A 24192-nucleotide genomic window follows, 5' to 3' on the forward strand; every position below is an offset into this window, starting at 1 on the left:
CCGAGGGCACCGGCCGCGCACGACGCAAGAACGGCGTGGTGAGCCTGCGTCGGCCGACGGACGGCGACCTTCACTACCTGCCATCTGGTCACGAGCCAACTGCTCTGAGAGGAGAACCACTGACATGCCATTTGTTCGTATTGACGCGTTGCGGGCCGACAGCGATCGGCTCGACGCGCTCGGCCGCGCCGTGCACGACGCCTTGGTCGAGACGATCGGCGTTCCGGACGACGACCGGTTCCAGGTACTGGTCAGTCACGACGGCGCCACCAGCACGCTGCGCTACGACGACTTCCTCGGCGTGCACCGCGACGACGGCATCGTGTACATCGCGATCACGATGCGCTCCGGTCGCACGCCCGCGCAGAAGCAGGCGCTGTACCGGCGGATCGCCGAACTCGCCCACGAGTACGCGGGGACCGAGCCACGGAACGTGTTCGTCACCCTGACCGAGAACGAGTCGATCGACTGGTCCTTCGGCAACGGGGTGGCGCAGTACGTCCCTGCGTCCGATGCGGCGGCGGTCGCCAGGAACTAGCGCGACGGACTACCTGGTGCTCGACGCCGTCCGGGCCCGGCGCGACCTGCTCAGCGCGACGGTCGCGCGGCTCCGCACCGGCACTCTCGTCACCCGTTGACCACCGTCACGGGTTCGGGGGCAGCAGGGTTTGGGTGAGGGCGTCCAGGTCGGCGAGGCGGGTCGCGGGGCTGAGGCGGGAGGCGGTGGCGACGAGAACGAGCTCCGTGACGGCGATCTCGTGGGTGAGCGGGGCGATCGGGCCGGCGGCTTCGCGGGGGAGCCGGACCAGGACCTCGGCCTCCTCCGCGAGGGGAGACTGCCAGGCGTCCGTGACCAGGACGAGGCGGGCGCCACGGGAGCGCGCCGCGCGGACGAAACGGGCGGTTCCGGGGGAGTAGCGGCGGAAGTCGTAGGCGACCACCACGTCCGAGGGGCCCAGGTCGAGCAGGGTGCGGGCGCGAGCCGCCGGGGACTCCGGCACGCGGTGGACCCCGGGACGCAGGCCCGCGAGCTGGCGGACCAGGTACTCGGCGGCGAGCTCGCTCAGCGGGCCGCCCAGCGCCCAGACCCCGCCGGCCTCGGCGAGCCGGGTCGCGACCTCCGTGAGCAGCGGCTCGGTCACGGCGGCGAGGGCGCTCTGGAGGCCGGACCGCAGTTCCTCGGCCGCCCGGTGAGGATCGGGCGGCTGGGTGACGAACTCACGGAGCCGTGACCGGTCCTGCTCGCGGGCGGTGGCCCGAACCGCGTCCTGGAAGTCGGCGAAACCGGCGAAGCCCAGCCGATCGACCAGACGTGAAGCGGTCGGCGGGCTGACTCCGGCGCGGTCGGCGAGGGCGCGCAGCGAGCCGAGTGCCGCGAACGGATAGTCGTCCAGCAGCACCCGGACGATCGCCCGCTCGCCTGGCGGCAGCTCGGCGTAGACCTCGCCGAGGCGGGTCTCGAGAGGGTCCATGTTGACGAATGTTACACGAAGCCTCGATTGACGTATTGCGTGAAACGAATGTTATGGTCCGGGATATGAGCACCTGGCATGGTCTGATCAACAGCGGCTACCGGCGCTGGCTCCCGGTCACTGACGACACCCCGGCCGTCTCCCTCCACGAGGGCAACACCCCGCTGCTCCGCTCGGCGCACCTGTCCGCGCTGACCGGCTGCGAGGTCTGGCTGAAAGTGGAGGGCGCCAACCCCACCGGGTCGTTCAAGGACCGCGGGATGACCGTGGCGGTCAGCAGGGCGGCCGAGGCCGGAGCCGAGACCGTCATCTGCGCCTCGACCGGCAACACCAGCGCCTCGGCCGCCGCCTACGCCGCGCGGGCCGGGCTCGCGGCCGCCGTACTGGTGCCGAAGGGCGCCGTCGCGCTCGGCAAGCTCGGCCAGGCCGTACGGTACGGCGCGCAGATCGTCGAGGTGGGCGGAACCTTCGACGACTGCCTGCGGATCGCCCGCGACCTGGCCGCGCACCACCCCGTCGCGCTCGTCAACTCCGTCGGCAACGAGCTGCGGCTCGCCGGGCAGCGGACCGTCGCCTACGAGATCGTGGACGCCCTCGGCGACGCACCGGACATCCACTGCCTGCCCGTGGGCAACGGCGGGAACATCACCGCCACCTGGCGCGGCTACCAGACCTACATCGCCGAGAACCTCGCCACCCACCTGCCGCGCATGTGGGGCTTCCAGGCCGCCGGGGCGGCGCCGCTCGTGCGCGGCGAGCCCGTCGCCGAGCCCGAGACCGCGGCGAGCGCCATCCGCGTCGGCAACCCGGCCACCTGGGACGGCTCCGTCACCGCCCGCGACGAGTCCGGGGGGCTGATCGCCGCGGTGACCGACGAGCAGATCTTCGACGCCTACCGCATGGTCGCCCGCCACGACGGCGTCTTCGCCGAACCCGCCTCGGCCGCCGGCATCGCGGGCTTGCTCGACCGGCACCGCAACGGCCACCTCGCCCCCGGCCAGCAGATCGTCATCACCCTCAGCGGCGACGGCCTGAAGGATCCCGACGCCTCCCTCCGCGACGGCTACACCTCGACACAAACCTCGACCGCCACCGCCGACGTCGCCCGCGCCCTGCGCCTGGCCGCCTAAGCAGCCCTCGAGGGGCATCGGAACGGCCGGTGGCGGTGAGGAGCTGGCGGTTCGGGACGCGGCCGGTGAGCGGCGTCTCCCTGTCAGCCTGCCTGGAACGCCTCGGCGACAGCCAGGCTGTCCTCGTACATGTGATGCCGGGTGAGCATGCCGTCTTCGACGGTGAGGCGCAGCGCGAAGGTCATGGTGAAGCGCTCGCCGGTGGCCTTCACCTGCTGGGAACTCGTCCCGAACAGCACGGCGTCCGGTCCGTCGACCAGGATGTCGTCGATCGAGACGTGGCCCTCGGCGGGCACGCAGTGCCCGCCGAACGCGCGGAAGTGGTCGGCGACGTCGGCGCGGGTGGACCGCGGGCGGATCCACGGCACCGCGGGGTGCTCGTCGACGGGCCAGTCCACTCGCCAGTCGACCTGCGGCGCGTACAGCGCGGCGATCCGCTCGGGGTCGCCCTCGCGGGTCAGGCGCAGGAACTCCTCGACGACGGCCCGCGTCCCCGGACGGCCGCCCTTGGCCACTCCGGGAAGCGGCGGGTCGCCGAACTGGTAGTCCTGCAGGATGCGCCCGTCGTCGTCGAGCCTGGCGAAGACGAAGCCGGTCCAGGCGATGTCACCACCGGCGGCGGGGACCATGTAAGTGGTGAAACGGACGGCGTCATGATGGCCGACGGCGTCGCCGGCGGCGCGGAAGACGAACCCGCCCTGCCTCACCAGCTGCTCGTACGCCTGAGCGATCCGGGCCTCGATGGCCTGGCGCCCGCGGTGCTCGGTGGAGTCGGTGAACTCCACGCCGTCCTCGGACCACAGCTCGGCGATCGTCTCGCGGCGGACCTCGGAGTCCGGCTCGTTCCACACGGCCGTATAGCGGTCAACGAACTTCTCAACATCGAAATCGCGCTTCATGCCCCGGACGCTAACGGCCCTTCACTGCCATCTGATGTCAGTGTTGGGGGAAAGATTCACTCCGCCGCCGTTGCGGGGCATCGACGGCGTCACGGCCTTGATGCCGAGGAACGTGCCGGCTACGGCCCGGCGTCGGTTGCTAACCGGGGACGTCCCCAGTAGTCTCCCGATCTATCCGGGGAGATCCCCGGATAAGCCGCGAGAGGAATCCGATGACACTCAGCGCTGAGGACCGCACGGCCATCACGGAGCTCATCCACATGCACGGGCACCTGTTCGACAGCGGCGCACTCGACCGCCTGGACGAGCTGTTCACCCCCGACGTCGTCTACGACGTCACGGGGCTCGGTGCCGGTTCACTCCAAGGGCTGGCGGCCCTCCGGGACGCCACGCGCGCGCTCGGCGCGGCCAATCCCGTCGGTCACCACGTCACGAACATCGTCCTCACGGAGGTCACCGACCACCAGGTACGCGCCCTTTCCAAGGGCATCGGCGTCAAGGCGGACGGCAGCTGCGGAAGCGTCACCTACGAGGACACGATCGACCGCGGCGACCAGGGCTGGCGCATCAGCCACCGCAGCGTCCTCGCCCCTGGCGCTCCTCTGAACGCCCGCTGGCGCGCGCCTTCCGGCGAGGAAGGCGCGCGTGGCGGCCGTTAACGGAGCGAGGACGGGACTCCGGAGGTGTCGCCGAGCCCGACGAGGTACTTCGCGTACTCCTTGACCGTGTCCATGGTGACCAGCTTGCCTTCGAGCACCTCGTCGGCCTGCACCTTCCTCCCGGCGAGGATGTCACCGGCGAGCGAGACCACCTTCTGGCCCAGCGCGTAGGGCGACTCGGCGTTCGTCGCGTACATCTCCCCGTTCGCGACGGCGGCGAGGGCGTCCGTGATGCCGTCGTTGCCGACCAGCTGCACCTTGCCCACGAGGTTGCGGGCCTTCAGCGCGGACAGCACGCCCATGGCCATCTCGTCGTTGGCGGCGTAGACGCCGTCGATGTCGGGGTTGAGGAGCGTCTGAGTCGTCATGATCTGACGGATGAGGAGTAGGAGCGGCTGGCGCTGCTCTGGACCTGGCCACCCTGTACCGCAACCTGGTCAAGGAACGCATGGCCATGCGCGACCCGGTCACCCGGTCAGTCATGGTCAAGGGCGGCGACTGGGCCTACGGCTGCCAGCTGGTCGACGAGGCCTTCGCGCTGCTGCCCGGCCTGGTCGCCGCCGGCCGCAAGACCATCGAGGTCCGGGTGCAGTATCCGAACCTGCGCAATCTCAAGGCCGGTGATCACATCCGGTTCGTGTGCGGTCGCGACGACACCCTCACCCGGGTCAAGCGGGTGAGCTCGTTCGAGGAGATGCTCGACGCCGAAGGCGCCGCCAACGTCAATCCCGACAGCCCTCGCGAGCAGCGACTGGCCAACATCCGCCGCATCTACGGCCCCCGAGAAGGAAGCGCTCGGTGTGCTGGCCATCGAGATCGAACTCCTCCAGCCCGCCACCGCATAACCCCGGCACACCCCCGGAACGGGTCACGGCCCGCGCACCGCGTGGGCCCTGACCGTGTCCAGAGGGTGTGCCCAGGGGTGGCTGTGGCCTCAGTTGTCACGGACCGGCGGGGAAATGCCGGTCCAGGACGTCGGCCCACTCCGGCAGCGGGACGAACCCGCCGTGACCGTAGAACCGGCGCGTCTGCAGGGCGACCAACTCGGCCAGCGCCGCGGCGAACCGCCGGCCTGTCCGTCGGTCAACGCCTGCACGGCGGCCTGGAAGCGAGCGTGCGCGTCGGGGAACGAGGTGTGGCGTTCGAGCGGATCGGGCGGGTCGGGCATAGTGGCCTCATGAAGTATGTGTTGCTGATCTGTGACGATGAGAAGGTGTCGCCGACCATGGAGGAGATCGCGGCGGACCCGGCGCATCAGGCGTATGGGGCGGAGGTGGATCGGCGGGGAGCCATTCTCGGTGGTGCGCGGTTGCGTCCGGTGGCGGATGCGACGACGGTCCGTGTCCGTGATGGGGAGACGCTGGTGTCCGATGGTCCGTTCGCGGAGACGAAGGACTTCATCGGCGGTATTGACATCATCGAGTGCGTCGATCTGGACGAGGCGATCGCGATCGCGGCACGGCACCCCTACGCGAGCCGGGGTTGTGTCGAGGTCCGCCCCGTCTGGGAATGACCGCGCCGGAGGCGGTTCGTGCCGCGGTCGATGCGGCGTATCGGGACGAGTGGGGCCAAGTGGTCGCCACGCTGATCGGGCTGACCGGGGACTGGGACCTGGCGGAGGACTGCGCGCAGGACGCGTTCGCCGCCGCGTTGGCGACATGGGCGCGCGATGGCGTTCCGGCTCGTCCGGGTGCGTGGCTGACGACGACGGCACGTCACCGGGCGACCGATCGGCTGCGGCGGGACGCAACGGGGGCGGCGAAGTTGCGGCAGCTTGCTGTGCTGGAGCGGGATCCGATCGAGCCGTCGGCTGAGGAGATTCCGGACGACCGGTTGCGGTTGATCTTCACGTGCTGCCATCCCGCGCTGCCGTTCCCTGCCCGGGTCGCCCTGACGCTACGGACGCTGGCGGGGCTGAGCACGGGTGAGATCGCCAAGGCGTTCCTGACCGCCGAACCGACGATGGCGCAACGCCTGGTGCGCGCCAAGCGCAAGATCGTCGAGGCCGGGATACCGTACCGGGTTCCACCGGCGGAGCTCCTGCCGCACCGGCTGACAGCTGTCCTCGCGGTGCTGTACCTGATCTTCAACGAGGGCTACGACGAAGTAGACGGGCGCAGGGCACTGGCCGCTGAGGGGATCCACCTCGCCCGGACGCTGGTCCGTCTGACGCCGACCGAGCCTGAGGCGCGCGGCCTGTTGGCGTTGATGCTGCTGCTCGAGGCCCGCCGCGCGAATCGCACCGACGACGGCGTGCTGGTCACGTTGGAGAACCAGGACCGATCCCAGTGGGATCGCGCGCTGATCGCCGAAGGCCTTACGACGCTTGACCAAGCGTTGGCCGTGCGGCGCTCCGGGCCGTATCAGGTGCAGGCCGCGATTGCCGCCTGTCACGCCACAGCGCCCGACGCCGCGGCTACCGACTGGCCGCAGATCGCCGCCCTCTATGCGGAGCTCATGCGGTTGGCGCCATCTCCTGTGGTGGACCTCAACCGCGCCGTGGCGATCGCGATGGCCGACGGCATCCCCGCCGGACTCGCCCTCGTCGACGATCTCACCGAGTCCGGCGAGCTCGATGGCTACTACCTGCTGCCCGCGACACGGGCCGATCTTCTCCGCCGGAACGGCCGCCTCGCCGAGGCCGCGACGTCCTACGAGGAGGCGCTGAAACTGGCGCCGACCGACGCCGAACGTCGCTATCTGACGGGTCGTCTTTCCGAGCTCTGACCAGCACAAAGGCCATCGCGTCCGAATTTTTCGAAGTTTCTTCCCGGTCGATGTCGATCCCGGGCGGCCTCCTTCGTCGGTGGGGCGAAACCACCCAAGAGAGAGGCAAGGACGATGTCGGACACCGAGTACCTGACCGCCACCATGACCGTCGACCGGACGCCGGAGCAGGTCTTCGAGGCCATTACCCACGTCCGCGGCTGGTGGAGCGAGAACCTCATCGGCCACTCTGCCGCCCTGCACGACGAGTTCGTCTTCACCGACGACAGCGAATACCCCGGTGAGACCGTCCGAGCCAAGAAGGGCCTCCGTTTCGCCCGGTTCCAGATCATCGAGTTCGTGCCCGGCCGACGGGCGGTCTGGCACGTCGTGGACTCCGACTTCATCGACGACCGTGACGAGTGGACCGACACCAACGTCATCTTCGACATCACCACCGACGCGCAGGGCACGACGCTGCATTTCACGCACGAAGGCCTCACCGCGGCGGAATCCGCCTGCTTCGAAGCGTGCTCGCGCGCCTGGACCTTCTTCATCACCAAGAGCCTGCCGCAGCTGCTCACCACCGGCGCCGGCCAGCCCATTGCGAGCTACCGCCGGTGAACCGCCGCGAGCTGAAAGGACACCGAACCCATGTCTGACACGCAAAGCCCCGTGGAAACCGCCGCTAGTCCGCTGACCTCCACGCACCAGCAGAAGCCAGGCCCTCGCCAACGGCTCGTGCTGGTACTGGCGTGCGCCGCCATGGCGATGGTGGGCCTCGACATCGCCATCGTGAACGTGGCCCTGCCCTCGATCCAGCGAGACCTCAGAATCAGCCAAGGCGGTTTGCAGTGGGTTGTCGTCGCCTACGGCCTCCTGCTCGGCGGATTCCTCCTCGTCGGTGGCCGGATGACCGACCGGCTGGGACGACGCAGCATCTTGCTTGCCGGCCTTGGCTTGTTCACCGCCGCGTCGCTGGTGGCGGGCGTGGCACAGCACAGCGGCGTGCTGATCGCGGCCCGTGGGCTCCAGGGGTTGGGCGGTGCACTCATCGCACCGGCAGTCTTGTCGCTGCTGGCTGTCACCTTCCGTGAAGGACGGGAACGCAATCGGGCTCTCGGCATCGTCGGAGCCGTCGGCGGAGTAGCCGGAACGGTGGGCGTTGTCGCAAGCGGTCTCATTGCCGCTGGTCCGGGCTGGCGGTGGGCGTTCTTCATCAACGTTCCCGCCGGCCTCGCGCTCATCGCACTCGCCATCACCTGCCTTGCGGCCGATGAGCCCCGTGGCCGTTCCGGGCGGCTCGACGTCGCAGCGGCCAGCACGGTGACCGGCGGACTGCTGACATTCGTCTACGCACTCCACCATGCCTCCACCCACGGATGGACCTCCGCCGGCACACTGGCGTGGTTCATCGCGGCCGGCGTGCTGATGGCCGTGTTCGTGTGGTCAGAGAAGCGTTCACCAGCCCCGCTCGTGCCGGCCAGGGCGCTGAAGAACCGCACGCTCGTCGCGGCGAACCTCACCGCGCTGCTCGCATTCGGCGCGTTCTTCTCGTTCATCTTCCTCGGATCGCTGCTGATGCAGCAGAAACTCGGCTACTCAGCAGCGCGAACAGGTCTGGCGTGGCTGGCCACGACAACGACCGGGTTCGGGGTCGCGTGGGCCGTCGGCCGCCTCGCAGCCGCCGTGGGCGTCCGGCGCCTCCTGGTAACCGGCCTGACGCTGGTGACCGTCGGAGTGGTGTGGCTTACTCGGGTCCCCGCCGACGCTGTCTACCTCACCGACCTGCTTCCGGCGTTCCTGGTCGCCGGACTCGGCTTCGGGGTCTGCGGGCCCTCGCTCCAGATCGGCGCGCTGTCCGGTGTCACCGAATCGGAATCAGGACTCGCATCGGGCTTGCTCGAGACAATGCGCGAGATCGGCGGCGCGGCAGGCGTCGCCGCCGTATCAACAGTCCTCGTAGCCGGAACCGGCCTCGACGGCTTCCACACCGCATTCGCCGCCATCGGTATCCTCGCCGGTCTCGGAGCCATCGTCGCAGCAACCGGCTTCCGGCGCGGCACCTAACCGGTTGCCGCCCCGGCCTGCGCCCGCACACGCTGGGGACGGGGACGGCCACCGCGTGATCATCATTGTTTATGAAGCGAAGATCGTGCGATGGCCGTGCAGGCCAGCGTAGTCCCTGGCCGGTGGCAGATGATGTTCGAGGACCTGGTCGGCCGGATGGCCTGCAGGTTCGTGCGGGTGGAGCCGCGCCGCCGGATGCGGGCGTTGTTGGAGGGGTTGCTGGCCGAGCTGCCGCGCAAGAACTGCTGGACGCTGGCCGAGCACGTCGGCCAGGCCACTCCGTACGGGATGCAGCATCTGCTGTCACGCGCTGTATGGGACGCCGACCTGTGCAGCGCCAGTACACCGGCACGGCCGGACGCATCGAGAACAGCCAGGTCGCGGTGTTCCTGGCCTACGCCACCGACGCCGGGCACGCGTTCATCGATCGCGAGCTCTATCTGCCCAAGGTCTGGGCTACCGACCCGGGTCGGCGGGCCGCAACCGGGGAAACCCACCGGGAGTAATCACGGCAGGGCGCCCCGGTCCGACCCGACACAGCAGTCACCCGTAAAGGCTGCGTCAGTGCCAAAGCCGCTGACAAGACGTGGCGGTGATTACAGAGAGCTACTTTGGGGCTGGTCGCGCGGACCCGAGTGGGGGCCCTCGTGTGCGGGTGGTACTGAAACCGTTGTCAGTTGCGGCGTGCCATAGCTGCGAGATCAGGGCGGGGCGGCGTGGTCAGCTTCGCGGGCGCAGGGCGTCCAGGAGGATCTCGGTCATCCGGCCCGCGGGGCGGCCGCCCTCGCGGACGCGGCGCTCCATCGTGAGCGCGCCCGACAGCACGGCCCGCAGGTCGAAGAGGTCGATGTCGGCACGGACGGTGCCGGCGCGCTGAGCGGCGGCGAGGACGGCGTCGAAAGCGTCCCAGATGTCGCCTTCGGCGCCGTGCGGCTTGACGGGTGTCCCCGCGGTCTCCAGCGCGTCGCACAGCGCCTTGTTGAGCATCGCCTGCTCGACCACGCGAGCCAGGAACGCGTGGAACGCCTGGCCGGGCTGCTCGGTTTCCGCCAGCGCGCGGGCGTCCTCGGTGAGTCGCCGGATCCGGTCATGGATCACCGCCTCGAACAGCGCCTCCTTGGTCGGGAAATGCCGGTAGACCGTTCCGGCGCCGACGCCTGCCCGGCGGGCGATCTCATCCAGCGGCACCGCCATGCCTTCCGCCGAGAACGCCGCCTCGGCGGCTTCGAGCACGCGGGCACGGTTGCGGCGGGCGTCCGCGCGCAGGGGCTTGTCCGGCGTCGTCGTTTCCGCCATCGAAGGGGTTCCTCTCAACCGGGTAGACAAACGGGGCGCGCGTTCCGTATCGTCTGCTGCGCGCCCCGAAACGGGGCCTGCGTTCCGATTCTATCGCCCTTCTCTTCTGCGGAGTTCGCCATGTCCACCCAGCTCCACCCCGTTATCGCGCGCCTGCGTCAAGCCCTGATGAGCCTGGACGCCGACGCCTTCACCGACGTGTTCGCCGACGACGCCGTCTACGAGCTACGGTTCGGCCTGCCCGGGCGGCGGCGCCGGTTCGAGGGCGCGCAGGCCATCCGCGAGCACATGACGCAGGGCACCTCCGGCGGGATCGCGCAACTGCTGAGCTTCGACGACGTCCGCACCACCGTGTATGCGACCACCGATCCGGAGACGGTCGTCGTCGAGTTCGAGCCCGTGGGAAGCGTGCGCACCAGCGGCGCGCGGTTCCGGTTCGCCTCCTCCCTCGGCGTGATCCGCGTACGCGACGGCGCCGTGGTCTCCTACCTCGACTATCCCAACCCTCTGGACGCCGCCGAAGCCGCCGGCATGCTGCCCGAACTGGGAGCCATGCTCGCCGCCGCCGGCCCCGAGCCGGGCGGCCCCAGCGCCAAGCAGGTCGCCGCGCAACTGATCGAAGCCGGGGCGGCCAACGACCACGACACCCTCGTCGGGCTGTACGCACCGGACGTCGTCATCGAGATCCCGTTCGCCCCGCCGGGGGTGCCCACCCGCGCGACCGGCCGCGATCATCTGCGCGCCAGGCTGGAGGCGGTGGCAGGAGCGTGGCGATTCGACCGCGCAGACGCGATCGACCTACGGGAGACGGCCGACCCGGACGTGGTGGTCGCCGAGTACACCCTGCACGGCTCCGTCACCGCCACCGGAACACGGTTCTCCCTCACCTACGTCGTGATCATCACCGTCCGGGACGGGCTCATCGTGCACTCGCGCGACTACGGCAACCCCCTTGCCGCCGCCGAGTTGCTGCGGGAGGTGCCTGGCCTTCGCCACGGCGAGTGACAACCGCGCCGCTCCGGCACTGGGCCTGCGGCTGTGGGATAATGCCCATGTCAGGTGGTCTTTGGCAGGTTCCCCCGCTGATCGGGTGAGGGAGAGCCGACATGGACATCACGCCGCAGGCAGTGGTCATTCCCAAGGAGACCGACCACCTCGAACAGGGCAAGTACGGCCCCGTCTTTCCCAGGACCCCGGCCTGCTACGGGTTCACCATCATCGCCAAGGTCAAGCCCGGCCGGGCCGAGGCGATCCGCACCTACGGCAACGCGCTGGCCAAGGCGCTGGAAGCCGACCCGCATCTGCTCGCACCGCTGAAACTGCACTACCTGCGCTGGGTGCTCTTCGATGACGACACCCGGTTCATGTACCAGGGGATCTTCGACACCGACTTCGACAAGTACACCGAAGACGCCATCGCCCTGTTCAGCAAGGCGGGGGTGAACACGGCCTTCGAGAACCTCGAAGGGTTCCCCGAGGACTGGAAGACCAACCCCGAGGCGTTCATCAGGTTCGTCCGCGAGCACCACTGCCCGAGCTTCATCGAGTACGGCGAGTATCCGTACGTCACCGCCGACGAGGTCAAGAAGGCGCTGAAGATCAAGAACGCCCTGTCGGAGATGCTCGACCAGATGCAGTGAGTCAACAGGGTGTCCCGCTGTCGATCGGAGGCGAGATGAGCGAGTTCAGGACCGCCCGCACCTACAACCAGAATCACGTGCCGCGCGCGTACACCCCCGGGCGGCGGCGGGTGAGCATCTACGTCTCATGGAGCTTTCCGGCCGAGGCGGGCAGGAACCCGGCCGAGCTCGACAACCGCTTCTCCACGATGACCGAGGTCCGGCGGGTGAACTGGCCCGCCTACGAAGAGCCCCGGTGGTCTGACCCGCTGCAGTTCCAGCAGGGCATCGCCGGATCGCTGGAGTTGTTCTTCTGGGGCTGGGTGCTGTTCCAGCAGTTCGTCGAGGAGACCACCGGCCACCCCGTGCCGGTGTACCAGCGCATCGACCAGGCCGGTTTCCGTACCGTGCTGGACGAGCGGGTGCTGGCCGACACCGACACCCTGCTGGTGTTCGGGCTGGACCACATGGTCACCGGGCAGGAGGCCGAGCCTGAGGAGATCGAGGCGCTGCGGCACTTCCTCACCCGCGAGGAGACCTGCCTGGTGCTGGGGCCGCACCACGACGTGGGGGCGTCGGACGACCTGGCCGTGCGCGAGGCGGAGTATCGCCACCACGGCGACCCGCTGGTGCCTCGCCAGCAACGCTTCGCCCGTTACGTCCGAGGCCTGATGCGCGGGCTGGGCGTGCCGGTCGAGAACCGCTACGGGCTGCGGCCCGCAGTGCGGGAAGCCGGCAAGATCGCGCCGCTGTCCATCACCAAGGATCTGGACACCAAAGGGTGGCTGGACGGCGTGACCAACTTCAACTTCCACATGCACCTGCCGCACTACGCCCTGACGAGCGACCACCCGGACGGCATCCACGTGCTGGGCAGGCAGCCGATCGACCTGTCCAGGCCACCGCACCCCTTCACCGAGGCCGGCAACACGGAGTTCAACATGTTCCTGTGGATGCCCCCCACCGGGGAGCGGGCCGGTGACGTGCTCCTGGCCGACTCGACGATCTTCAGCACGCTGTTCGGCGGCGACGAGAGCCTGCGCGCCTTCTGGAGAAACATCGCCTCGGCGAAGTAGCACCCCGGGGAGGGGAGTCCGTGACCGCACCAACGCACGTCGCGCTCGAACTCGACGACATCCAGCGCGGGGTCCTCAGCCCGCGGCCCACCCCGTACGCGGCGACCTACATCCTGTTCCGGATCGACGACCGCGCGCACGGGCGGGAGCTGATGCGGCGCGTGCGCGCGGCGGTGACCTCGGCCGCCGACACGGTGAACCCTCTGGGCGAGACCTGGGTGAGCGTCGCGCTCACCTTCCACGGCCTCAAGGCGCTGGGGGTACCGCCGCAGGCGCTGGAGACGTTCGCCTGGGAGTTCCGGCAGGGGATGGCCGCCCGGGCGACGGCGCTGGGCGACGTCGGCGAGAGCGGCCCCGAGCACTGGGAGGCGCCGCTGGGCACGTCCGACGTGCACGTGGTGCTGGTGGCGGTCGCACCGGACAGCGCCCGGCTGGAAGCGGCCGTCGACCGTGCCCGCCCGGCCTATCACCGCCTTTCCGGCGTGACCGCGATCTGGCGGCAGAACTGCCACGCGCTGCCCACCGAGGCCGAGCCGTTCGGCTACCGTGACGGCATCAGCCACCCGGCCGTCGAAGGCAGCGGCTTCGCCGGATCCAACCCGCTGGCGCCGCCGCTCAAGGCCGGGGAGTTCGTGCTCGGCTACCCCGACGAGCTCGGCGGCGTCCAGACCCCGCAGCCCGACATTCTCGGGCGCAACGGCACCTACGTGGCCTTCCGCAAACTCCACCAACGTGTCGCCGCCTTCCGGCAGTACCTGAGGGACAACTCCACCGGCCCGGAGGACGAGGAACTGCTGGCCGCGAAGCTCATGGGACGCTGGCGCAGCGGCGCGCCGCTGGCACTCAGCCCGTCGTGCGACGACCCCGGCCTCGGCGCCGACCCTCGCCGCAACAACGCCTTCCTGTACGAGCGCGACGACCCGGCGGGATTCGTCACTCCCGGCGGCTGTCACATCCGCCGAGGCAATCCGCGCGACGCGGCAGTGGCGGGCGAGCCGAGGCTGCACCGGATGATCAGACGCGGCACCGCCTACGGCCCGCCGCTGCCCGAGGGGGTCCTGGAGGACGACGGGGCCGACCGCGGGCTGATGTTCACCTTCATCGGGGCGCATCTGGGGCGGCAGTTCGAGTTCGTCCAGTCCGAATGGATGAACGACGGCGTCTTCTTCGGCGCGGCCGGCACCCGAGACCCCATCGTCGGCGCCAACGACGGCTCCGGCGACTTCACCGTCCCCCGAAGGCCGCTGCGGCGCCGCCTGCGGGCGCTGCCGCGGTTCGTCGTCACCCGCGGCGGAGAGTACTGCTTCATGCCCGGGCTCAACGCCCTGAGCTGGCTGGGCGATCTCAAGGACTGAAACCACCTGAGACCGGGGTGGAGGGGGCATGGCCACGCTGCAGCCGCTGTTCAACGCGATCACCGTGATCTTCATCGCGGCCACCATGTTCACCGCCGGCCTGGGAGCCACGCTGCCCGCGCTGCGCGCGATCTTCGCCAACCCGTTGTTGCCGCTGCTGGCGTTGCTGGCCAACCTGGTGGTCGTCCCGCTGCTGGGCTGGGGCGTCGCCGCGCTGTTCGGCCTGCCCACGGCGGCGTTCATCGCGATGGTGCTGGTGGCCTCGTCGCCGGGCGGGCCGTTCGGGGCGAAGCTCGGCATGGTGCAGAAAGGAGACGTGGTCGCGGGCGCGGCGATGCAGGTGCTGCTCGCCGCCGTCGGCAGCGTCACCTTCGGCCTGACGGCCAACGCCATCCTCGCCGCGGCCAAGGTCGCCGCGGGGATCTCCCTGGACGTCGCCGCGCTGGTGCGGACGGTGGCCGTTCTGCAGCTCATCCCGTTCGCCATCGGGCTGATCGTGCGCCACTTCGCGCCGTCCACGGCCCAGTCCTGGCGACCCGTCGCCGCCGGAGTGTCGAACGTGACGTTCCTGATCGTGCTGGCGGGCATGCTGCTGGGCAACTGGCACGACGTCGTCGCGCTGATCGGCTCACGCACCCTGTTGGCGGGGGTCGTCCTGTCCGTGGCCGCCTTCGCCACCGGCACCGTGCTGGCCACCGGAGCGCTGGTACGCCGCACCACCATGGGGGGCGTCGCCGCGGTGCGCAACGCCGGGCCCGCGCTGGCCGCGGTCGGCATCGCCTTCAGCGACACGCCGGGCGTCCTGGGAGCGCTGGCCGCGGTGCTGCTCAGCGGCCTGGCCGCGGCCGTGACGATCGCCGCGGTGCTCAGCCGCCGACGGGCCGGCGGCACGACCTGAGTCCCAGGCGGGCGACCTGCCAGTTCGCGTCACGAACCAATACGGCTCGCGACGCGAACAGAAGACCGCAGTCGGCGCGGCCCAGCAGCGGATCAGGCGAAGTCGGCGGCGTGGTCCGCGGCCCACTCCGCGAAGGAGCGCGCCGGCCTGCCGGTCACGTCCTGGACGGCGTCCGTGACGAGCGCGGGACTCTCCACGGCCTCGACCATGTGGCGGACGAGGGCGTCGGCGACCTCCGGAGGACCCCACCGGGCCAGCGTCCGGCGGTAGTCCTCCACGTCCAGCTCGGCGAACTCCACCCGCCGCCCGATGGCCGCGCCGATCAGTTCGACCTGCTCCCGCTGGGTCACCGACTGCGGGCCCGTCAGAACGTGCGCGGCCCCTTGGTGGCCGGGATCCAGCAGCGCCCGCACGGCGACCGCCGCGATGTCGGCCTCGTGGACCGCGGCCACCTGCGCGTCCGGGAACGGGTCACGCACCACGCCTTCGGCCCTGATCGACGCGGCCCACTGCAGCGTGTTGGTGGCGAAAGCGCCGGGCCGCAGGAACGTCCACGCGATCTCCGAACCGGCCACGTCCCGCTCCGCCACCCCGTGCATCCGCGCGATCCGATCCTCGGACCCCGCTGACGCCCCCTGCGCCGACAGCAGCACGATGTGCTCGACGCTCGCCTCGCGGGCCTCGGCCACGAAACCGGCGACGCCGTCGTGCGCGGCGTACAGGAACACCTTGGACACACCGGTCAGAGCCGGCCCCAAGGTTTCGGGGCGGGCGAGGTCCGCGCCGACCACCTGGACTCCCGCCGGCAAGGAGACGGTGCCGGGATCGCGTCCAGCGGCGCGGACCTCCTGCCCGGCCTCCAGGAGTTGCATGACAACACTGCGCGCGACACGGCCGCGCGCTCCGGTGACCAGAATCTTCATGCCTGCCATGCTGGTCGCCGCCCCGAGAGGCGGGGTAGGCAGCGTTTGGCCTAGGACCGCCATTACCAGGCGTTCGCGCGGATCGGCCATCCTTAGGGGATGGACAGGGGGGAACTCGCCGATTTCCTGCGCAACCGGCGGTCGCGCACCCGGCCCGCCGACGTAGGGCTCGTCCCTGGCGGCCGCCGGCAGACGCCCGGGCTGCGCCGGGAAGAGCTCGCGCTGCTCGCCGGCATGTCGGTCGACTACTACATCCGGCTCGAGCAGGGACGCGGGCCGCACCCGTCCAGGCAGATGCTCACGGCGCTGGCCCGTGCCCTGCGGCTGTCCGGCGACGAGCACGACTACCTGCTGCGCCTCGCCGGCCAGGCCCCTGTCCCGGCCGAGCCCTCCCAGGAGGTGCCGGCGAACGTGCTGCGGTTGCTGGAGCGGCTCGACGACGTCCCGGCCATGGTGATCAATGCCTGTTACGACATGCTCGCCTGGAACCGGATGGCGGTCGCGCTGATCGGCGACCCGGCCGCGCACCCGCCGCATGCGCGCAACACGCTCCGCTGGCTGTTCGGCGGCGACCCGCGGGCCCAGAGCGACAGCGAGCGGCGGTTCGCGCGCCGGTGTGTCGCCGACCTGCGGGCCACGGGGAGGTATCCCACCGATCCGGCCGTCCGGAAACTGGTCGACGAGCTGTCGGCGAGCAGCGAGGAGTTCGCCGCGGTGTGGGCGGCGCACGAGGTCGAGGTCCACCGGTCCACGACCAAGCGGTCCTGCCACCCGATCGCGGGGGAGCTGGAGCTCGACTGCGAGTTCCTGCCCGTCCCCGGGCTCGACCAGCGGATCATCCTCTTCACCGCCGCACCCGGCACCACCTCCCACGACGCGCTCCAGCTCCTTCGCAGCCTGTAGGCCCTCTCGATTCTGAAGTGCATGCATGGTATACCTATGTATGCAAAAGGAGGGCTGCTGTGGAGACGACCTATGACAGGGTGCGCGAGCTGATCCTGTCCGGGGCCTACCTGCCCGGGCAGCGGGTCACCGAGTTCGACCTGTCCGAGCGGCTGGAGGTCAGCCGCACGCCCGTCCGTGAGGCGCTGCGGAAGCTGGAGAGCGACGGGCTGGTACACGGCGGACGGCGCGGGATGACCGTGGTGGAGCTCGACGGCAAGGCGCTGCGTGACGCCTACCTCGTCCGGGCGTCGCTGGAAGGGCTCGCCGCGGAGCTGGCCGCACGGCGGCAACAGGCGGGGGAGATCTCGCCCGCCGCGCTGAACCGCCTGGTCCAGTACGCCGACCTGGCGGACCGGGCCACCCGGGACGGCGACCTCGCGGCCGGCGTGCTGCACAACCGCGCCTTCCACCGGCACGTCGCCGTCCTCGCCGACAACCCCCTGGCCCTGGACGTCCTCGACCGGGTCTGGGACCAGATCACCGTCTCCACCCGCACCTCGCTGACCACGCCGAGCCGTCCCGCACAGGTGGACGGCGAGCACCGCACGCTGATCGAGGCGATCACCGCGGGGGACCCCGACGCCGCCGTCGCCGCCGCCCGCGCCCACATCATGGCGACGCTGTCCGCCCAGCCCGAGCGACCCGAAGGAGCACAGGCATGAGCAAGGAACACGACTACGAGGTCACCGTACGGTGGACGGGCGACACGGGCGGCGGCTACCGCGCCTACGACCGGGCCCATGACGTCTCGGCCGACGGCAAACCGGTCATCAAGGCCAGTTCTGACCCGGCCTTCCTCGGCGACCCGGCGCGCTGGAACCCGGAGGACTTCCTGGTCGCCTCGCTGTCGCAGTGCCACATGCTCACCTACCTGGCGCTGTGCGCCCGCCACCGCGTGGTCGTCACCGCCTACGAGGACACCGCCCGCGGACGCATGCAGGAGACTCCCGGCAACGGCGGCCGGTTCACCGAGGTCGTCCTGAACCCGGTGGTGACCGTGTCCGACCCGGACATGGCCGACAAGGCCGCCGCGCTGCACCACGACGCGCACGAAGCTTGCTTCGTGGCGAACTCGGTGAACTTCCCGGTCCGGAACGTTCCCAGAATCCGGGTGGCGGGCTGAGCCGGCCCCGGCCCGCCACGCCTGTCAGGCCGACACGGGGAAGTTGCTGCGGATGACCCCGCGGGGGTCGCGCCGCCGCTTGATCTCCCGCAGCCGGGCCAGCGCGTCGGGGGAGAACGCGGTCGCCGCCGTCTCGTCGGACGCCAGATAGGTGAAGGGCTTGCGCCCGCTCACGTACGGGGCCAGGGCCTCGGACAGCTGCCGCCCTCTGCCGCGGATGCCCTCGGCGACGTCCGGAGCGAACGGCACGCCGAACATGTAGAGGGAGTAGCCCTCGGTCAGCGGGCCGTGCGGGCTGTCGGAGGGCCGGGCGAACGCGCCGCCCAGGTGCCGGAGCTGCACGCCCATCAGGGGCGCGATCGGGTCTTCGAGCAGGATCTTGGCGACCCTGTCGTCCAGGTCGGTCAGCAGCTCGGCGCGCGACAAGCCGGGCGAGGGGTCCGTCGGCTCGCCGGCGATGGAGCCCAGCTCGGCGACCGGCATGACCTTCCGGCTGTCCGACAGCGGACCGCCGACCTGGTCGAGCGGACGCAGCAGCGCCTGCGCCTCGGCCGCCTCACCCAGGTAGGTGACGTCCACGGCCACCATCGGGGCCGAGCCGGGGAACTGCATCAGGTCCAGCCACAGGGTCAGCTCCTCGGGCGCGTCCGCGGTGATCTGGCGGAAGGCGTCGAGCACCTGCGGCGCCTGCTGGGCGGGCCAGAGCAGGCGGCCGCCGTACAGGGCGGGCGCGGGGTGCAGGTCGAACTCCATCGCGGTGACCAGCGCGTAGTCGCCACCGCCGCCGCGCAGCGCCCAGAACAGGTCGGCGTCGGAGTCGGCGGTGACCCGGGCCCGGTTCCCGTCGGCGTCGACGATCTCGAAGGCGGTGACGCTGTCGGCGGCCCATCCGTGCCTGCGGCCGAACCAGCTGAGCCCGCCGCCGAGGGTGTAGCCGACCACGCTGACCACCGGCGAGCTGCCCGGCAGCCCGGTCAGGCCCTGCGGGGCGGCCACGGCCTGCACCTGCCCCCAGGCCACGCCCGCGCCGACGCGGGCCGTGCGGGCGTCGGCGTCCACCCGGAGCTCGTCCAGCTTGCGGGTGCGCAGGAGGATCACTCCGGCCACGTCGCCCGTGGCGCCGTGGCCGTTGGGCTGGGCCGACACCGTCAGCCCCGCGTCGCGGGCGTAGCGGACCAGTGCCGCCACGTCGTCGGCGTCGGCGGCCTCGACCACCGCCGCCACCGGCTGCTCGACGGCCAGGTTCCACGGCCTGCGGGCCTGCTCGAAGACGTCGTCCCCGTCCAGCACCACGGAGCCGCGGACACGGGAGCGCAGGTCGTTGAGGTTGCTCATGATTGTTCTCTTTCGTACGTCAGCAGTGGGGTCCGGACGCCTCGGTCCGTCACCACCATGACGGGACAGCGCCCTGGAATGTGACAGCTCCGGCCGCGAAGTCTTTTTCCCGCCAGACACGGCGGCGAGGCGCCCATACGCTCAGGCGGCGCCGACCGGCGCCGCTCCACGAAACAATACGCAAGGAGTCCCGCACCATGCTCCCGCTGTACGGCGAGGCGCCGGCGATCCCGCACCACCCCGACCTGCCCGCGCTCGGCGACCTGGACTGGGGCGACCTCCATCACCAGCTCGACGGCGACGGCGTCGCCGTCACGCCGCCGCTGCTGTCGCCGGCCCAGTGCGCCGGCCTCGCCGCCACCTTCGACCGGCCCGAACTGTTCCGCAGCACCGTCGTGATGCAGCGCCACGCGTTCGGCCGCGGCACCTACCGGTACTACGCCGACCCGCTCCCGGACCTGATCAGGACGTTGCGCGAGTCGCTGTACCCGCCGCTGGCGTGGATCGCCAACCAGTGGGCCGCCCAGCTCGGCGAACGGACCTTCCCGCTCGAGCACGCCGGGCTGGTCGCCGAGTGCGCCGCGAACGGCCAGCTCCGTCCGACGCCGCTGATCCTGCGCTACGGCCCCGGTGACCACGCCTGCCTGCACCAGGACGTCTACGGCGAGGTCGTGTTCCCGTTGCAGCTCGCCGTCATGCTCAACGAGCCGGGCCGGGACTTCACCGGCGGCGAGAACGTCTTCGTGGAGCAGCGGCCCCGTTCCCAGTCACGCGCGATCGTCGTCAAGCCGCGTCTGGGCCAAGGCATGATCTTCCCGGTGCGGCACCGCCCGGTGCGGGGGAGCCACGGCTACCGCCGCCATCCGATGCGTCACGGCACCGGCACCGTCGAATCCGGCCGTCGCAACGTTCTGGGCGTCATCTTCCACAACGCCCGCTGACGTGCCGCCGGGCCTGTCCGGAGCGCATGGGGCTTCGACCACCGAACGCGCCGGCTGCGCTGATCATCCGATCGGTGGGCCGTCTCCCTCGCGTGGGGGATGACCAGGGCCCGGAGTGGCTGCGATCTTCGGATTCAGACCGGGCAGGCCATGCCCGCGGCCTGAAGGATCGTGATGACCACCCTCACCGAAGCGCCACCGTCCGGGAGGCTGCGCGCCGCCTGGACGGCCGCGCACGCCCCCGTGGACGGGGTTCCGCGCTGGGCGCGGATCGCCGCCTACACCATCCCGTTCACCGTGCTGCCGTCCAGCGTCTGGCGGATCGCCGCGGTCACCTTCCACGCGCCGATCGCCCGTGGCGAGCAGGGCCCCGGGGAGATCCCGTCGTGGCTGCCGGTAGAGCTGTACGTGGTGCTGTTGTCGGTCTTCTCCGAGCTGGTGGCGTTCACGGCCGTCGGGCTGATCTCCAGGTGGGGGGAGGTGTTCCCGCGCTGGATCCCGGGCCTGCGCGGGCGGAGGGTGCCGGCGCTCGCCGCCGTCGTCCCCGCCGCCGCGGGTGCCGTCGCGCTGACGTGCATGTGGACGCTGGCGGGGGTCATCGTCGCTCTCGGGCTCGACGTCCACGGCCAGCCGCTTCCGGCGGACTTCCCGCTGAACGTCCACGACTGGCAGGGGCTGCTGGCCGTCGCGGCCTACGCGCCGCTGCTGCTGTGGGGGCCGCTGCTGGGAGCCGTCACCGTCGCGTACTGGCGGCGGCGGCATCACACTTGACTTCCTGTCCCATATACGGGATATCGTCTCCAATATGAGAGAGGTGGAGGAGCGGCTCGCCGCGCGCCTGGCGGAGCTGCGGATGGAGCGCGGCTGGTCGCTGGACGATCTGGCGCGGCGGGCCGACATCAGCCGTTCGACGCTGTCGCGCCTGGAACGCGCCGAGATCAGCCCGACGGCCGCGCTGCTGGGCAGGCTGTGCGCGGTCTACGAGCGGACGATGTCGCGGTTGCTGGCAGAGGTGGAGTCGGAACCTCCGCAGGTGGTGCGCGCGGCGGCGCAACCGGTATGGCGGGACGAGGCGTCGGGGTTCGAGCGCAGGTCGGTATCGCCTCCCCACGCGGGCCTGCGCGGCGAACTCGTCGAGGCGAGGCTGCGTCCAGGCGCGGACATCGCCTACGACACTCCGCCGGTCCCGGGGCTTGAGCAGCACATCTGGGTTCTGGAAGGGGCCGTGGAGATCACCGCCAACGGCCACGCGCACGAGGTGACGGCGGGCGACTGCCTGCGCTTCCGGCTGTGGGGGCCTTCACGGTTCCGCTGCCCCGGCCCCGATCCGGTGCGTTACGCGCTGCTGATCGTCCTGCCGTGACACCGCCGTCCGCCTGCCCTGCCACCGAAGGAAGCGCACCCATGCACACCATCGACCGCCTGTCCGCCGACGCGTTCTCCGACAGCGTCGACGACCTCGCGGACCTCCTGGCCCACACCGTCGAGGGCGGCGCCTCCCTGGGCTTCCTGAGCCCCTTCGACCACGCGTCGGCCGTCACCTGGTGGCACGCGCAGGCTCCGGCCGTGGCCGGCGGCGACCTCGCCGTCTGGGCCTGTCGCGGCACCGCGCGCATCGACGCCACCATCAGCCTCGCCCTGGTCCGCAAGCCCAACGGCCGGCACCGCGCCGAGATCGTCAAGCTGATGGTCCGCCGCGACGCCCGCGGCCAGGGGCTGGCCCGCGCCCTGCTGGCCACCGCCGAGCAGGCCGCGATCGACGCCGGGGTCACCCTCCTGCTCCTCGACACCGAGGCCGGCAGCCCGGCCGAACACCTCTACCTCGCCGACGGCTGGACCCGCTACGGCATCGTCCCCGGCTACGCCGCCGACCCCGGCGGCGCCCTCCAGGACTGCAGCTTCTTCTACAAGCGGCTCGGCGCCTAGAGATCGAGGACGACGTCGCCTCGGGGCCGGGAGCAGCAGATCAGGACGTTCCCGGCGGCGGGCGGCTCCACCGGCTCGGGCGAGTAGGCGACGCCGCCCGACAGCAGGCCGCTCTCACAGGTGTGGCAGACACCGGTACGGCATGACCAGCGGGTGGGCACGTCACACGCCTCCGCGAGCTCCAGCAGGCTCGAGTAGGACGGGTCCCAGCCGACGGTGAGCCCGCTGCGCGCGAACGCGACCGCCGGCCCCGTACCGGGCGGCCCCGCGGGCGGATGCACCGGCCGCGTGGAGACGCCGGTCAGGCCGGGCGTCAGGGGCGGCCCCGCCCCGAAGATCTCCGTGCGGACGCCGGCGGGGGCGAGGTCGGAGGCGGCGAGCGCGGCGGGGAACTCCCGCATGAAGCCGGGAGGGCCGCACAGGTAGGCGTCGGCGCCGCGCGGAACGCCGAAGCGGCCGAGCAGGTCCACCGACAGCCGTCCCGCGGTTCCGTAGTCGACGCCCTCGCGGTCGCCGGGCGCCGGACGGCTGTAGCAGATCCGCTCGTGCGCGTTCGCCAGCCTGGACAGCAGGGCGTGGCTCTCCTGGGCGAAGGGGTGCTCCCTTCCGTCGCGCGCACCGTACAGCCACCACACCTCGCGCGTGGAACGTTCGGCGACGAGCGCGTGCAGCATGGCGAGGACGGGAGTGGCGCCGATGCCCGCCGACACCAGCAGGACCGGGTTGTCGCCGCTCTTCAGGGTGAAGGAGCCCCGCGGCGCGGCGAAGTCCAGGACGTCGCCGACGCGTACGCGCGTGCGGAGGTGGCTGCTGGCGGCGCCGTGCGGTTCCTGCTTGACGCTGATGCGGTACCGCGCGGCTCCCGGCGGGCCGGACATGGAGTAGCTGCGGACGAGCGGGGGAGCGCCACCGTCCGGGCGCAGCTTGACGGTGAGGAACTGCCCGGCGGGCGCGAACGGCAGCGGTGAGCCGTCGGGCGCGGCCAGCGTCAGTGAGAAGACGCTCGTGCTCTCCGCGTCGATGCGGGTGACCTCCAGCGGCCGGAACCCGTCCCAGGCCGGCGGGGGACCTGCGGCGGAGGTGAGCCCCGGGTTGCCGGCCGGCTGCCCGGGTGCGGTGTCCGCCTGGTCGAGCAGCGCCCGCAGGGAGGTCTGCCAGCCAGGGCTGAGCGCGGGGATGCGCAGCGACCTGGCGAGCTGGCCGCGGGGATGTCCCGGCAGGTAGAGCAGGTCGTCGATCTCCGCGACGGTCATCCCCTCCGGGCCCGCGGCGACCTTGACGATCTCGTCACCCGCCTCCACGAGCCCTTCGGTGAGGACGCGGAGGTAGAACCCGGGACGGTGGTGGGAGACGAGCAGGGCGGCCATCCGCGGCTCACCCATCCGCAGGCCCACCCGGTAGCAGGTGACGCGCGGCTGGGTGACCTCGAACAGCGCCTCGCCGATCCGGTAACGGTCGCCGATGCAGACCTCGTCGTCCGGCAGGCCGTCGACGGTGAAGTTCTCGCCGAACTGCCCGTAGCCGAAGTCGTCGCGTCCGAGCTGTCGCTGCCAGTAGCGGTAGGAGTCGATCTGATACACCAGCACGGCGCGCTGCTCGCCGCCGTGCCCGACGAGGTCGCCCTGGCCGTCGCCGTCGATGTTCAGCCGGCGCACCATCCGCGGGCCGGTGACCGGGTGCTTCCACACGCCGGTGTGAACCGTCCTGCCCTGCCAGGGGACGTCCTGGGGCAGGCCCACGTTGACCGCCAGGAGCTTGGCCATCCGTTGTTCCTCCTCAGGCCACGGCTCTGGGGGAATCGACCTATCACCTCATCCTC

Annotated in this window: 27 protein-coding genes and 1 pseudogene; 20 read left to right on the forward strand and 8 right to left on the reverse strand. The window is 71.0% G+C overall.

Annotated features, from left to right (window positions below; translation table 11 throughout):
* The first annotated feature begins 124 nt into the window (after positions 1-124).
* Positions 125-538, forward strand: coding sequence for a tautomerase family protein (locus ABT294_RS26335; RefSeq protein WP_350808922.1), 414 nt, complete (start codon positions 125-127; stop codon positions 536-538).
* A 106-nt stretch (positions 539-644) separates the two neighbouring features.
* Here the strand turns inward: ABT294_RS26335 and ABT294_RS26340 are convergent, their stop codons facing one another.
* On the reverse strand, positions 645-1472 hold the full coding sequence (locus ABT294_RS26340) for a MurR/RpiR family transcriptional regulator (protein ID WP_350808923.1): 828 nt from the start codon (positions 1470-1472) through the stop codon (positions 645-647).
* 65 nt (positions 1473-1537) lie between these two features.
* Between ABT294_RS26340 and thrC the strand changes: the two genes are divergently transcribed.
* A complete protein-coding gene (thrC, locus tag ABT294_RS26345) occupies positions 1538-2602 on the forward strand; it encodes a threonine synthase (protein ID WP_350808924.1) in 1065 nt (354 codons plus the stop codon).
* Between the two features lie 83 nt (positions 2603-2685).
* Here the strand turns inward: thrC and ABT294_RS26350 are convergent, their stop codons facing one another.
* Positions 2686-3501 carry a nuclear transport factor 2 family protein gene (locus ABT294_RS26350; protein WP_350808925.1) on the reverse strand — a complete coding sequence of 272 codons (816 nt, stop codon included), beginning with the start codon at positions 3499-3501 and terminating at the stop codon, positions 2686-2688.
* Between the two features lie 212 nt (positions 3502-3713).
* Between ABT294_RS26350 and ABT294_RS26355 the strand changes: the two genes are divergently transcribed.
* Entirely contained in the window at positions 3714-4160 is a 447-nt protein-coding gene (locus ABT294_RS26355; protein WP_350808926.1) for a nuclear transport factor 2 family protein, read from the forward strand.
* Here ABT294_RS26355 and ABT294_RS26360 read toward each other — a convergent pair.
* Together ABT294_RS26360 and ABT294_RS26365 are read right to left on the reverse strand one after the other, a co-directional pair.
* Complete coding sequence (locus ABT294_RS26360) at positions 4157-4528, reverse strand: sugar ABC transporter substrate-binding protein (RefSeq protein WP_350808927.1); 372 nt, start codon at positions 4526-4528, stop codon at positions 4157-4159. The two genes, ABT294_RS26355 and ABT294_RS26360, sit on opposite strands and share 4 nt — an antisense overlap.
* A 107-nt stretch (positions 4529-4635) precedes the next feature.
* Positions 4636-4971 (reverse strand): hypothetical protein, encoded by a 336-nt coding sequence (locus ABT294_RS26365; protein WP_350808928.1) that lies wholly within the window; start codon positions 4969-4971, stop codon positions 4636-4638.
* A 366-nt stretch (positions 4972-5337) separates the two neighbouring features.
* Between ABT294_RS26365 and ABT294_RS26370 the strand changes: the two genes are divergently transcribed.
* From ABT294_RS26370 to ABT294_RS26390, 5 genes and pseudogenes are all read left to right on the forward strand, one after another.
* On the forward strand, positions 5338-5673 hold the full coding sequence (locus ABT294_RS26370) for a YciI family protein (protein ID WP_350808929.1): 336 nt from the start codon (positions 5338-5340) through the stop codon (positions 5671-5673).
* A complete protein-coding gene (locus tag ABT294_RS26375; protein WP_350808930.1) occupies positions 5670-6887 on the forward strand; it encodes an RNA polymerase sigma factor in 1218 nt (405 codons plus the stop codon). The genes ABT294_RS26370 and ABT294_RS26375 overlap by 4 nt, the downstream gene beginning before the upstream one ends.
* A 114-nt stretch (positions 6888-7001) precedes the next feature.
* Positions 7002-7490: an SRPBCC family protein gene (locus ABT294_RS26380; protein ID WP_350808931.1), complete on the forward strand. Its 489-nt coding sequence runs from the start codon at positions 7002-7004 to the stop codon at positions 7488-7490.
* Positions 7491-7520: 30 nt separating this feature from the next.
* Entirely contained in the window at positions 7521-8936 is a 1416-nt protein-coding gene (locus ABT294_RS26385; RefSeq protein ID WP_350808932.1) for an MFS transporter, read from the forward strand.
* Positions 8937-9026: 90 nt separating this feature from the next.
* Positions 9027-9424 (forward strand): annotated as a pseudogene (locus ABT294_RS26390) (transposase); the annotation flags it as partial.
* A 232-nt stretch (positions 9425-9656) separates the two neighbouring features.
* On the opposite strand, the gene ABT294_RS26395 reads toward ABT294_RS26390, so the two are convergent.
* Positions 9657-10232: a TetR/AcrR family transcriptional regulator gene (locus ABT294_RS26395; protein ID WP_350808933.1), complete on the reverse strand. Its 576-nt coding sequence runs from the start codon at positions 10230-10232 to the stop codon at positions 9657-9659.
* 120 nt (positions 10233-10352) lie between these two features.
* Between ABT294_RS26395 and ABT294_RS26400 the strand changes: the two genes are divergently transcribed.
* The 5 genes from ABT294_RS26400 to ABT294_RS26420 all read left to right on the forward strand — a co-directional run bounded on the left by ABT294_RS26400 (position 10353) and on the right by ABT294_RS26420 (position 15180).
* On the forward strand, positions 10353-11237 hold the full coding sequence (locus ABT294_RS26400; protein WP_350808934.1) for a nuclear transport factor 2 family protein: 885 nt from the start codon (positions 10353-10355) through the stop codon (positions 11235-11237).
* A gap of 101 nt (positions 11238-11338) precedes the next feature.
* Positions 11339-11872: a hypothetical protein gene (locus ABT294_RS26405; protein ID WP_350808935.1), complete on the forward strand. Its 534-nt coding sequence runs from the start codon at positions 11339-11341 to the stop codon at positions 11870-11872.
* Between the two features lie 35 nt (positions 11873-11907).
* Positions 11908-12927, forward strand: coding sequence for a hypothetical protein (locus tag ABT294_RS26410; RefSeq protein ID WP_350808936.1), 1020 nt, complete (start codon positions 11908-11910; stop codon positions 12925-12927).
* Between the two features lie 20 nt (positions 12928-12947).
* The gene (locus ABT294_RS26415) at positions 12948-14282 is read left to right on the forward strand and encodes a Dyp-type peroxidase (RefSeq protein ID WP_350808937.1); all 1335 of its coding nucleotides are present in this window, start codon (positions 12948-12950) and stop codon (positions 14280-14282) included.
* Positions 14283-14310: 28 nt separating this feature from the next.
* A complete protein-coding gene (locus ABT294_RS26420; protein WP_350808938.1) occupies positions 14311-15180 on the forward strand; it encodes a bile acid:sodium symporter in 870 nt (289 codons plus the stop codon).
* Between the two features lie 92 nt (positions 15181-15272).
* On the opposite strand, the gene ABT294_RS26425 is transcribed toward ABT294_RS26420, so the two are convergent.
* Positions 15273-16103, reverse strand: coding sequence for an NAD(P)H-binding protein (locus tag ABT294_RS26425; RefSeq protein WP_350808939.1), 831 nt, complete (start codon positions 16101-16103; stop codon positions 15273-15275).
* Between the two features lie 99 nt (positions 16104-16202).
* Between ABT294_RS26425 and ABT294_RS26430 the strand changes: the two genes are divergently transcribed.
* The 3 genes from ABT294_RS26430 to ABT294_RS26440 are packed head-to-tail and all read left to right on the forward strand — an operon-like array spanning position 16203 to position 18171.
* A complete protein-coding gene (locus ABT294_RS26430; protein ID WP_350808940.1) occupies positions 16203-17006 on the forward strand; it encodes a helix-turn-helix transcriptional regulator in 804 nt (267 codons plus the stop codon).
* 59 nt (positions 17007-17065) lie between these two features.
* Entirely contained in the window at positions 17066-17710 is a 645-nt protein-coding gene (locus tag ABT294_RS26435; protein WP_350808941.1) for a GntR family transcriptional regulator, read from the forward strand.
* A complete protein-coding gene (locus ABT294_RS26440; protein ID WP_350808942.1) occupies positions 17707-18171 on the forward strand; it encodes an OsmC family protein in 465 nt (154 codons plus the stop codon). Before ABT294_RS26435 ends, ABT294_RS26440 begins: the two co-directional genes overlap by 4 nt.
* A gap of 24 nt (positions 18172-18195) precedes the next feature.
* Here ABT294_RS26440 and ABT294_RS26445 read toward each other — a convergent pair whose 3' ends face one another.
* Positions 18196-19506 (reverse strand): FAD-binding oxidoreductase, encoded by a 1311-nt coding sequence (locus ABT294_RS26445; protein ID WP_350808943.1) that lies wholly within the window; start codon positions 19504-19506, stop codon positions 18196-18198.
* A 197-nt stretch (positions 19507-19703) separates the two neighbouring features.
* On the opposite strand from ABT294_RS26445, the gene ABT294_RS26450 reads away from it, so the two are divergent.
* The 4 genes from ABT294_RS26450 to ABT294_RS26465 all read left to right on the forward strand — a co-directional run bounded on the left by ABT294_RS26450 (position 19704) and on the right by ABT294_RS26465 (position 22373).
* Positions 19704-20447, forward strand: a complete 744-nt coding sequence (locus ABT294_RS26450; protein ID WP_350808944.1) for a 2OG-Fe(II) oxygenase — start codon at positions 19704-19706, stop codon at positions 20445-20447.
* 174 nt (positions 20448-20621) lie between these two features.
* Positions 20622-21218: a hypothetical protein gene (locus ABT294_RS26455; RefSeq protein WP_350808945.1), complete on the forward strand. Its 597-nt coding sequence runs from the start codon at positions 20622-20624 to the stop codon at positions 21216-21218.
* Between the two features lie 34 nt (positions 21219-21252).
* Positions 21253-21810 (forward strand): helix-turn-helix domain-containing protein, encoded by a 558-nt coding sequence (locus ABT294_RS26460; RefSeq protein WP_350808946.1) that lies wholly within the window; start codon positions 21253-21255, stop codon positions 21808-21810.
* A 41-nt stretch (positions 21811-21851) separates the two neighbouring features.
* The gene (locus ABT294_RS26465) at positions 21852-22373 is read left to right on the forward strand and encodes a GNAT family N-acetyltransferase (protein WP_350808947.1); all 522 of its coding nucleotides are present in this window, start codon (positions 21852-21854) and stop codon (positions 22371-22373) included.
* Here the strand turns inward: ABT294_RS26465 and ABT294_RS26470 are convergent.
* The gene (locus ABT294_RS26470; RefSeq protein WP_350808948.1) at positions 22370-24136 is read right to left on the reverse strand and encodes an MOSC domain-containing protein; all 1767 of its coding nucleotides are present in this window, start codon (positions 24134-24136) and stop codon (positions 22370-22372) included. The two genes, ABT294_RS26465 and ABT294_RS26470, sit on opposite strands and share 4 nt — an antisense overlap.
* Between the last annotated feature and the right edge of the window lie 56 nt (positions 24137-24192).

This window comes from Nonomuraea sp. NPDC000554, from assembly GCF_040300065.1.
Taxonomy (GTDB): Bacteria; Actinomycetota; Actinomycetes; order Streptosporangiales; family Streptosporangiaceae; genus Nonomuraea.

Excerpts from the sequence above, each read along its gene's own strand:
- ABT294_RS26425 (WP_350808939.1), bottom strand. The coding sequence starts at position 16,103 with ATGAAGATTCTGGTCACCGGAGCGCGCGGCCGTGTCGCGCGCAGTGTT.
- ABT294_RS26395 (WP_350808933.1), bottom strand. The coding sequence starts at position 10,232 with ATGGCGGAAACGACGACGCCGGACAAGCCCCTGCGCGCGGACGCCCGC.
- ABT294_RS26365 (WP_350808928.1), bottom strand. The coding sequence starts at position 4,971 with ATGGCCAGCACACCGAGCGCTTCCTTCTCGGGGGCCGTAGATGCGGCG.
- ABT294_RS26450 (WP_350808944.1), top strand. The coding sequence starts at position 19,704 with ATGCTCCCGCTGTACGGCGAGGCGCCGGCGATCCCGCACCACCCCGAC.
- ABT294_RS26410 (WP_350808936.1), top strand. The coding sequence starts at position 11,908 with ATGAGCGAGTTCAGGACCGCCCGCACCTACAACCAGAATCACGTGCCG.
- ABT294_RS26385 (WP_350808932.1), top strand. The coding sequence starts at position 7,521 with ATGTCTGACACGCAAAGCCCCGTGGAAACCGCCGCTAGTCCGCTGACC.
- ABT294_RS26455 (WP_350808945.1), top strand. The coding sequence starts at position 20,622 with ATGACCACCCTCACCGAAGCGCCACCGTCCGGGAGGCTGCGCGCCGCC.
- ABT294_RS26460 (WP_350808946.1), top strand. The coding sequence starts at position 21,253 with ATGAGAGAGGTGGAGGAGCGGCTCGCCGCGCGCCTGGCGGAGCTGCGG.
- ABT294_RS26470 (WP_350808948.1), bottom strand. The coding sequence starts at position 24,136 with ATGGCCAAGCTCCTGGCGGTCAACGTGGGCCTGCCCCAGGACGTCCCC.
- ABT294_RS26355 (WP_350808926.1), top strand. The coding sequence starts at position 3,714 with ATGACACTCAGCGCTGAGGACCGCACGGCCATCACGGAGCTCATCCAC.
- ABT294_RS26445 (WP_350808943.1), bottom strand. The coding sequence starts at position 19,506 with ATGAGCAACCTCAACGACCTGCGCTCCCGTGTCCGCGGCTCCGTGGTG.
- ABT294_RS26430 (WP_350808940.1), top strand. The coding sequence starts at position 16,203 with ATGGACAGGGGGGAACTCGCCGATTTCCTGCGCAACCGGCGGTCGCGC.
- ABT294_RS26340 (WP_350808923.1), bottom strand. The coding sequence starts at position 1,472 with ATGGACCCTCTCGAGACCCGCCTCGGCGAGGTCTACGCCGAGCTGCCG.
- ABT294_RS26335 (WP_350808922.1), top strand. The coding sequence starts at position 125 with ATGCCATTTGTTCGTATTGACGCGTTGCGGGCCGACAGCGATCGGCTC.
- ABT294_RS26380 (WP_350808931.1), top strand. The coding sequence starts at position 7,002 with ATGTCGGACACCGAGTACCTGACCGCCACCATGACCGTCGACCGGACG.
- ABT294_RS26405 (WP_350808935.1), top strand. The coding sequence starts at position 11,339 with ATGGACATCACGCCGCAGGCAGTGGTCATTCCCAAGGAGACCGACCAC.
- ABT294_RS26400 (WP_350808934.1), top strand. The coding sequence starts at position 10,353 with ATGTCCACCCAGCTCCACCCCGTTATCGCGCGCCTGCGTCAAGCCCTG.
- thrC (WP_350808924.1), top strand. The coding sequence starts at position 1,538 with ATGAGCACCTGGCATGGTCTGATCAACAGCGGCTACCGGCGCTGGCTC.
- ABT294_RS26360 (WP_350808927.1), bottom strand. The coding sequence starts at position 4,528 with ATGACGACTCAGACGCTCCTCAACCCCGACATCGACGGCGTCTACGCC.
- ABT294_RS26370 (WP_350808929.1), top strand. The coding sequence starts at position 5,338 with ATGAAGTATGTGTTGCTGATCTGTGACGATGAGAAGGTGTCGCCGACC.
- ABT294_RS26375 (WP_350808930.1), top strand. The coding sequence starts at position 5,670 with ATGACCGCGCCGGAGGCGGTTCGTGCCGCGGTCGATGCGGCGTATCGG.
- ABT294_RS26465 (WP_350808947.1), top strand. The coding sequence starts at position 21,852 with ATGCACACCATCGACCGCCTGTCCGCCGACGCGTTCTCCGACAGCGTC.
- ABT294_RS26350 (WP_350808925.1), bottom strand. The coding sequence starts at position 3,501 with ATGAAGCGCGATTTCGATGTTGAGAAGTTCGTTGACCGCTATACGGCC.
- ABT294_RS26440 (WP_350808942.1), top strand. The coding sequence starts at position 17,707 with ATGAGCAAGGAACACGACTACGAGGTCACCGTACGGTGGACGGGCGAC.
- ABT294_RS26420 (WP_350808938.1), top strand. The coding sequence starts at position 14,311 with ATGGCCACGCTGCAGCCGCTGTTCAACGCGATCACCGTGATCTTCATC.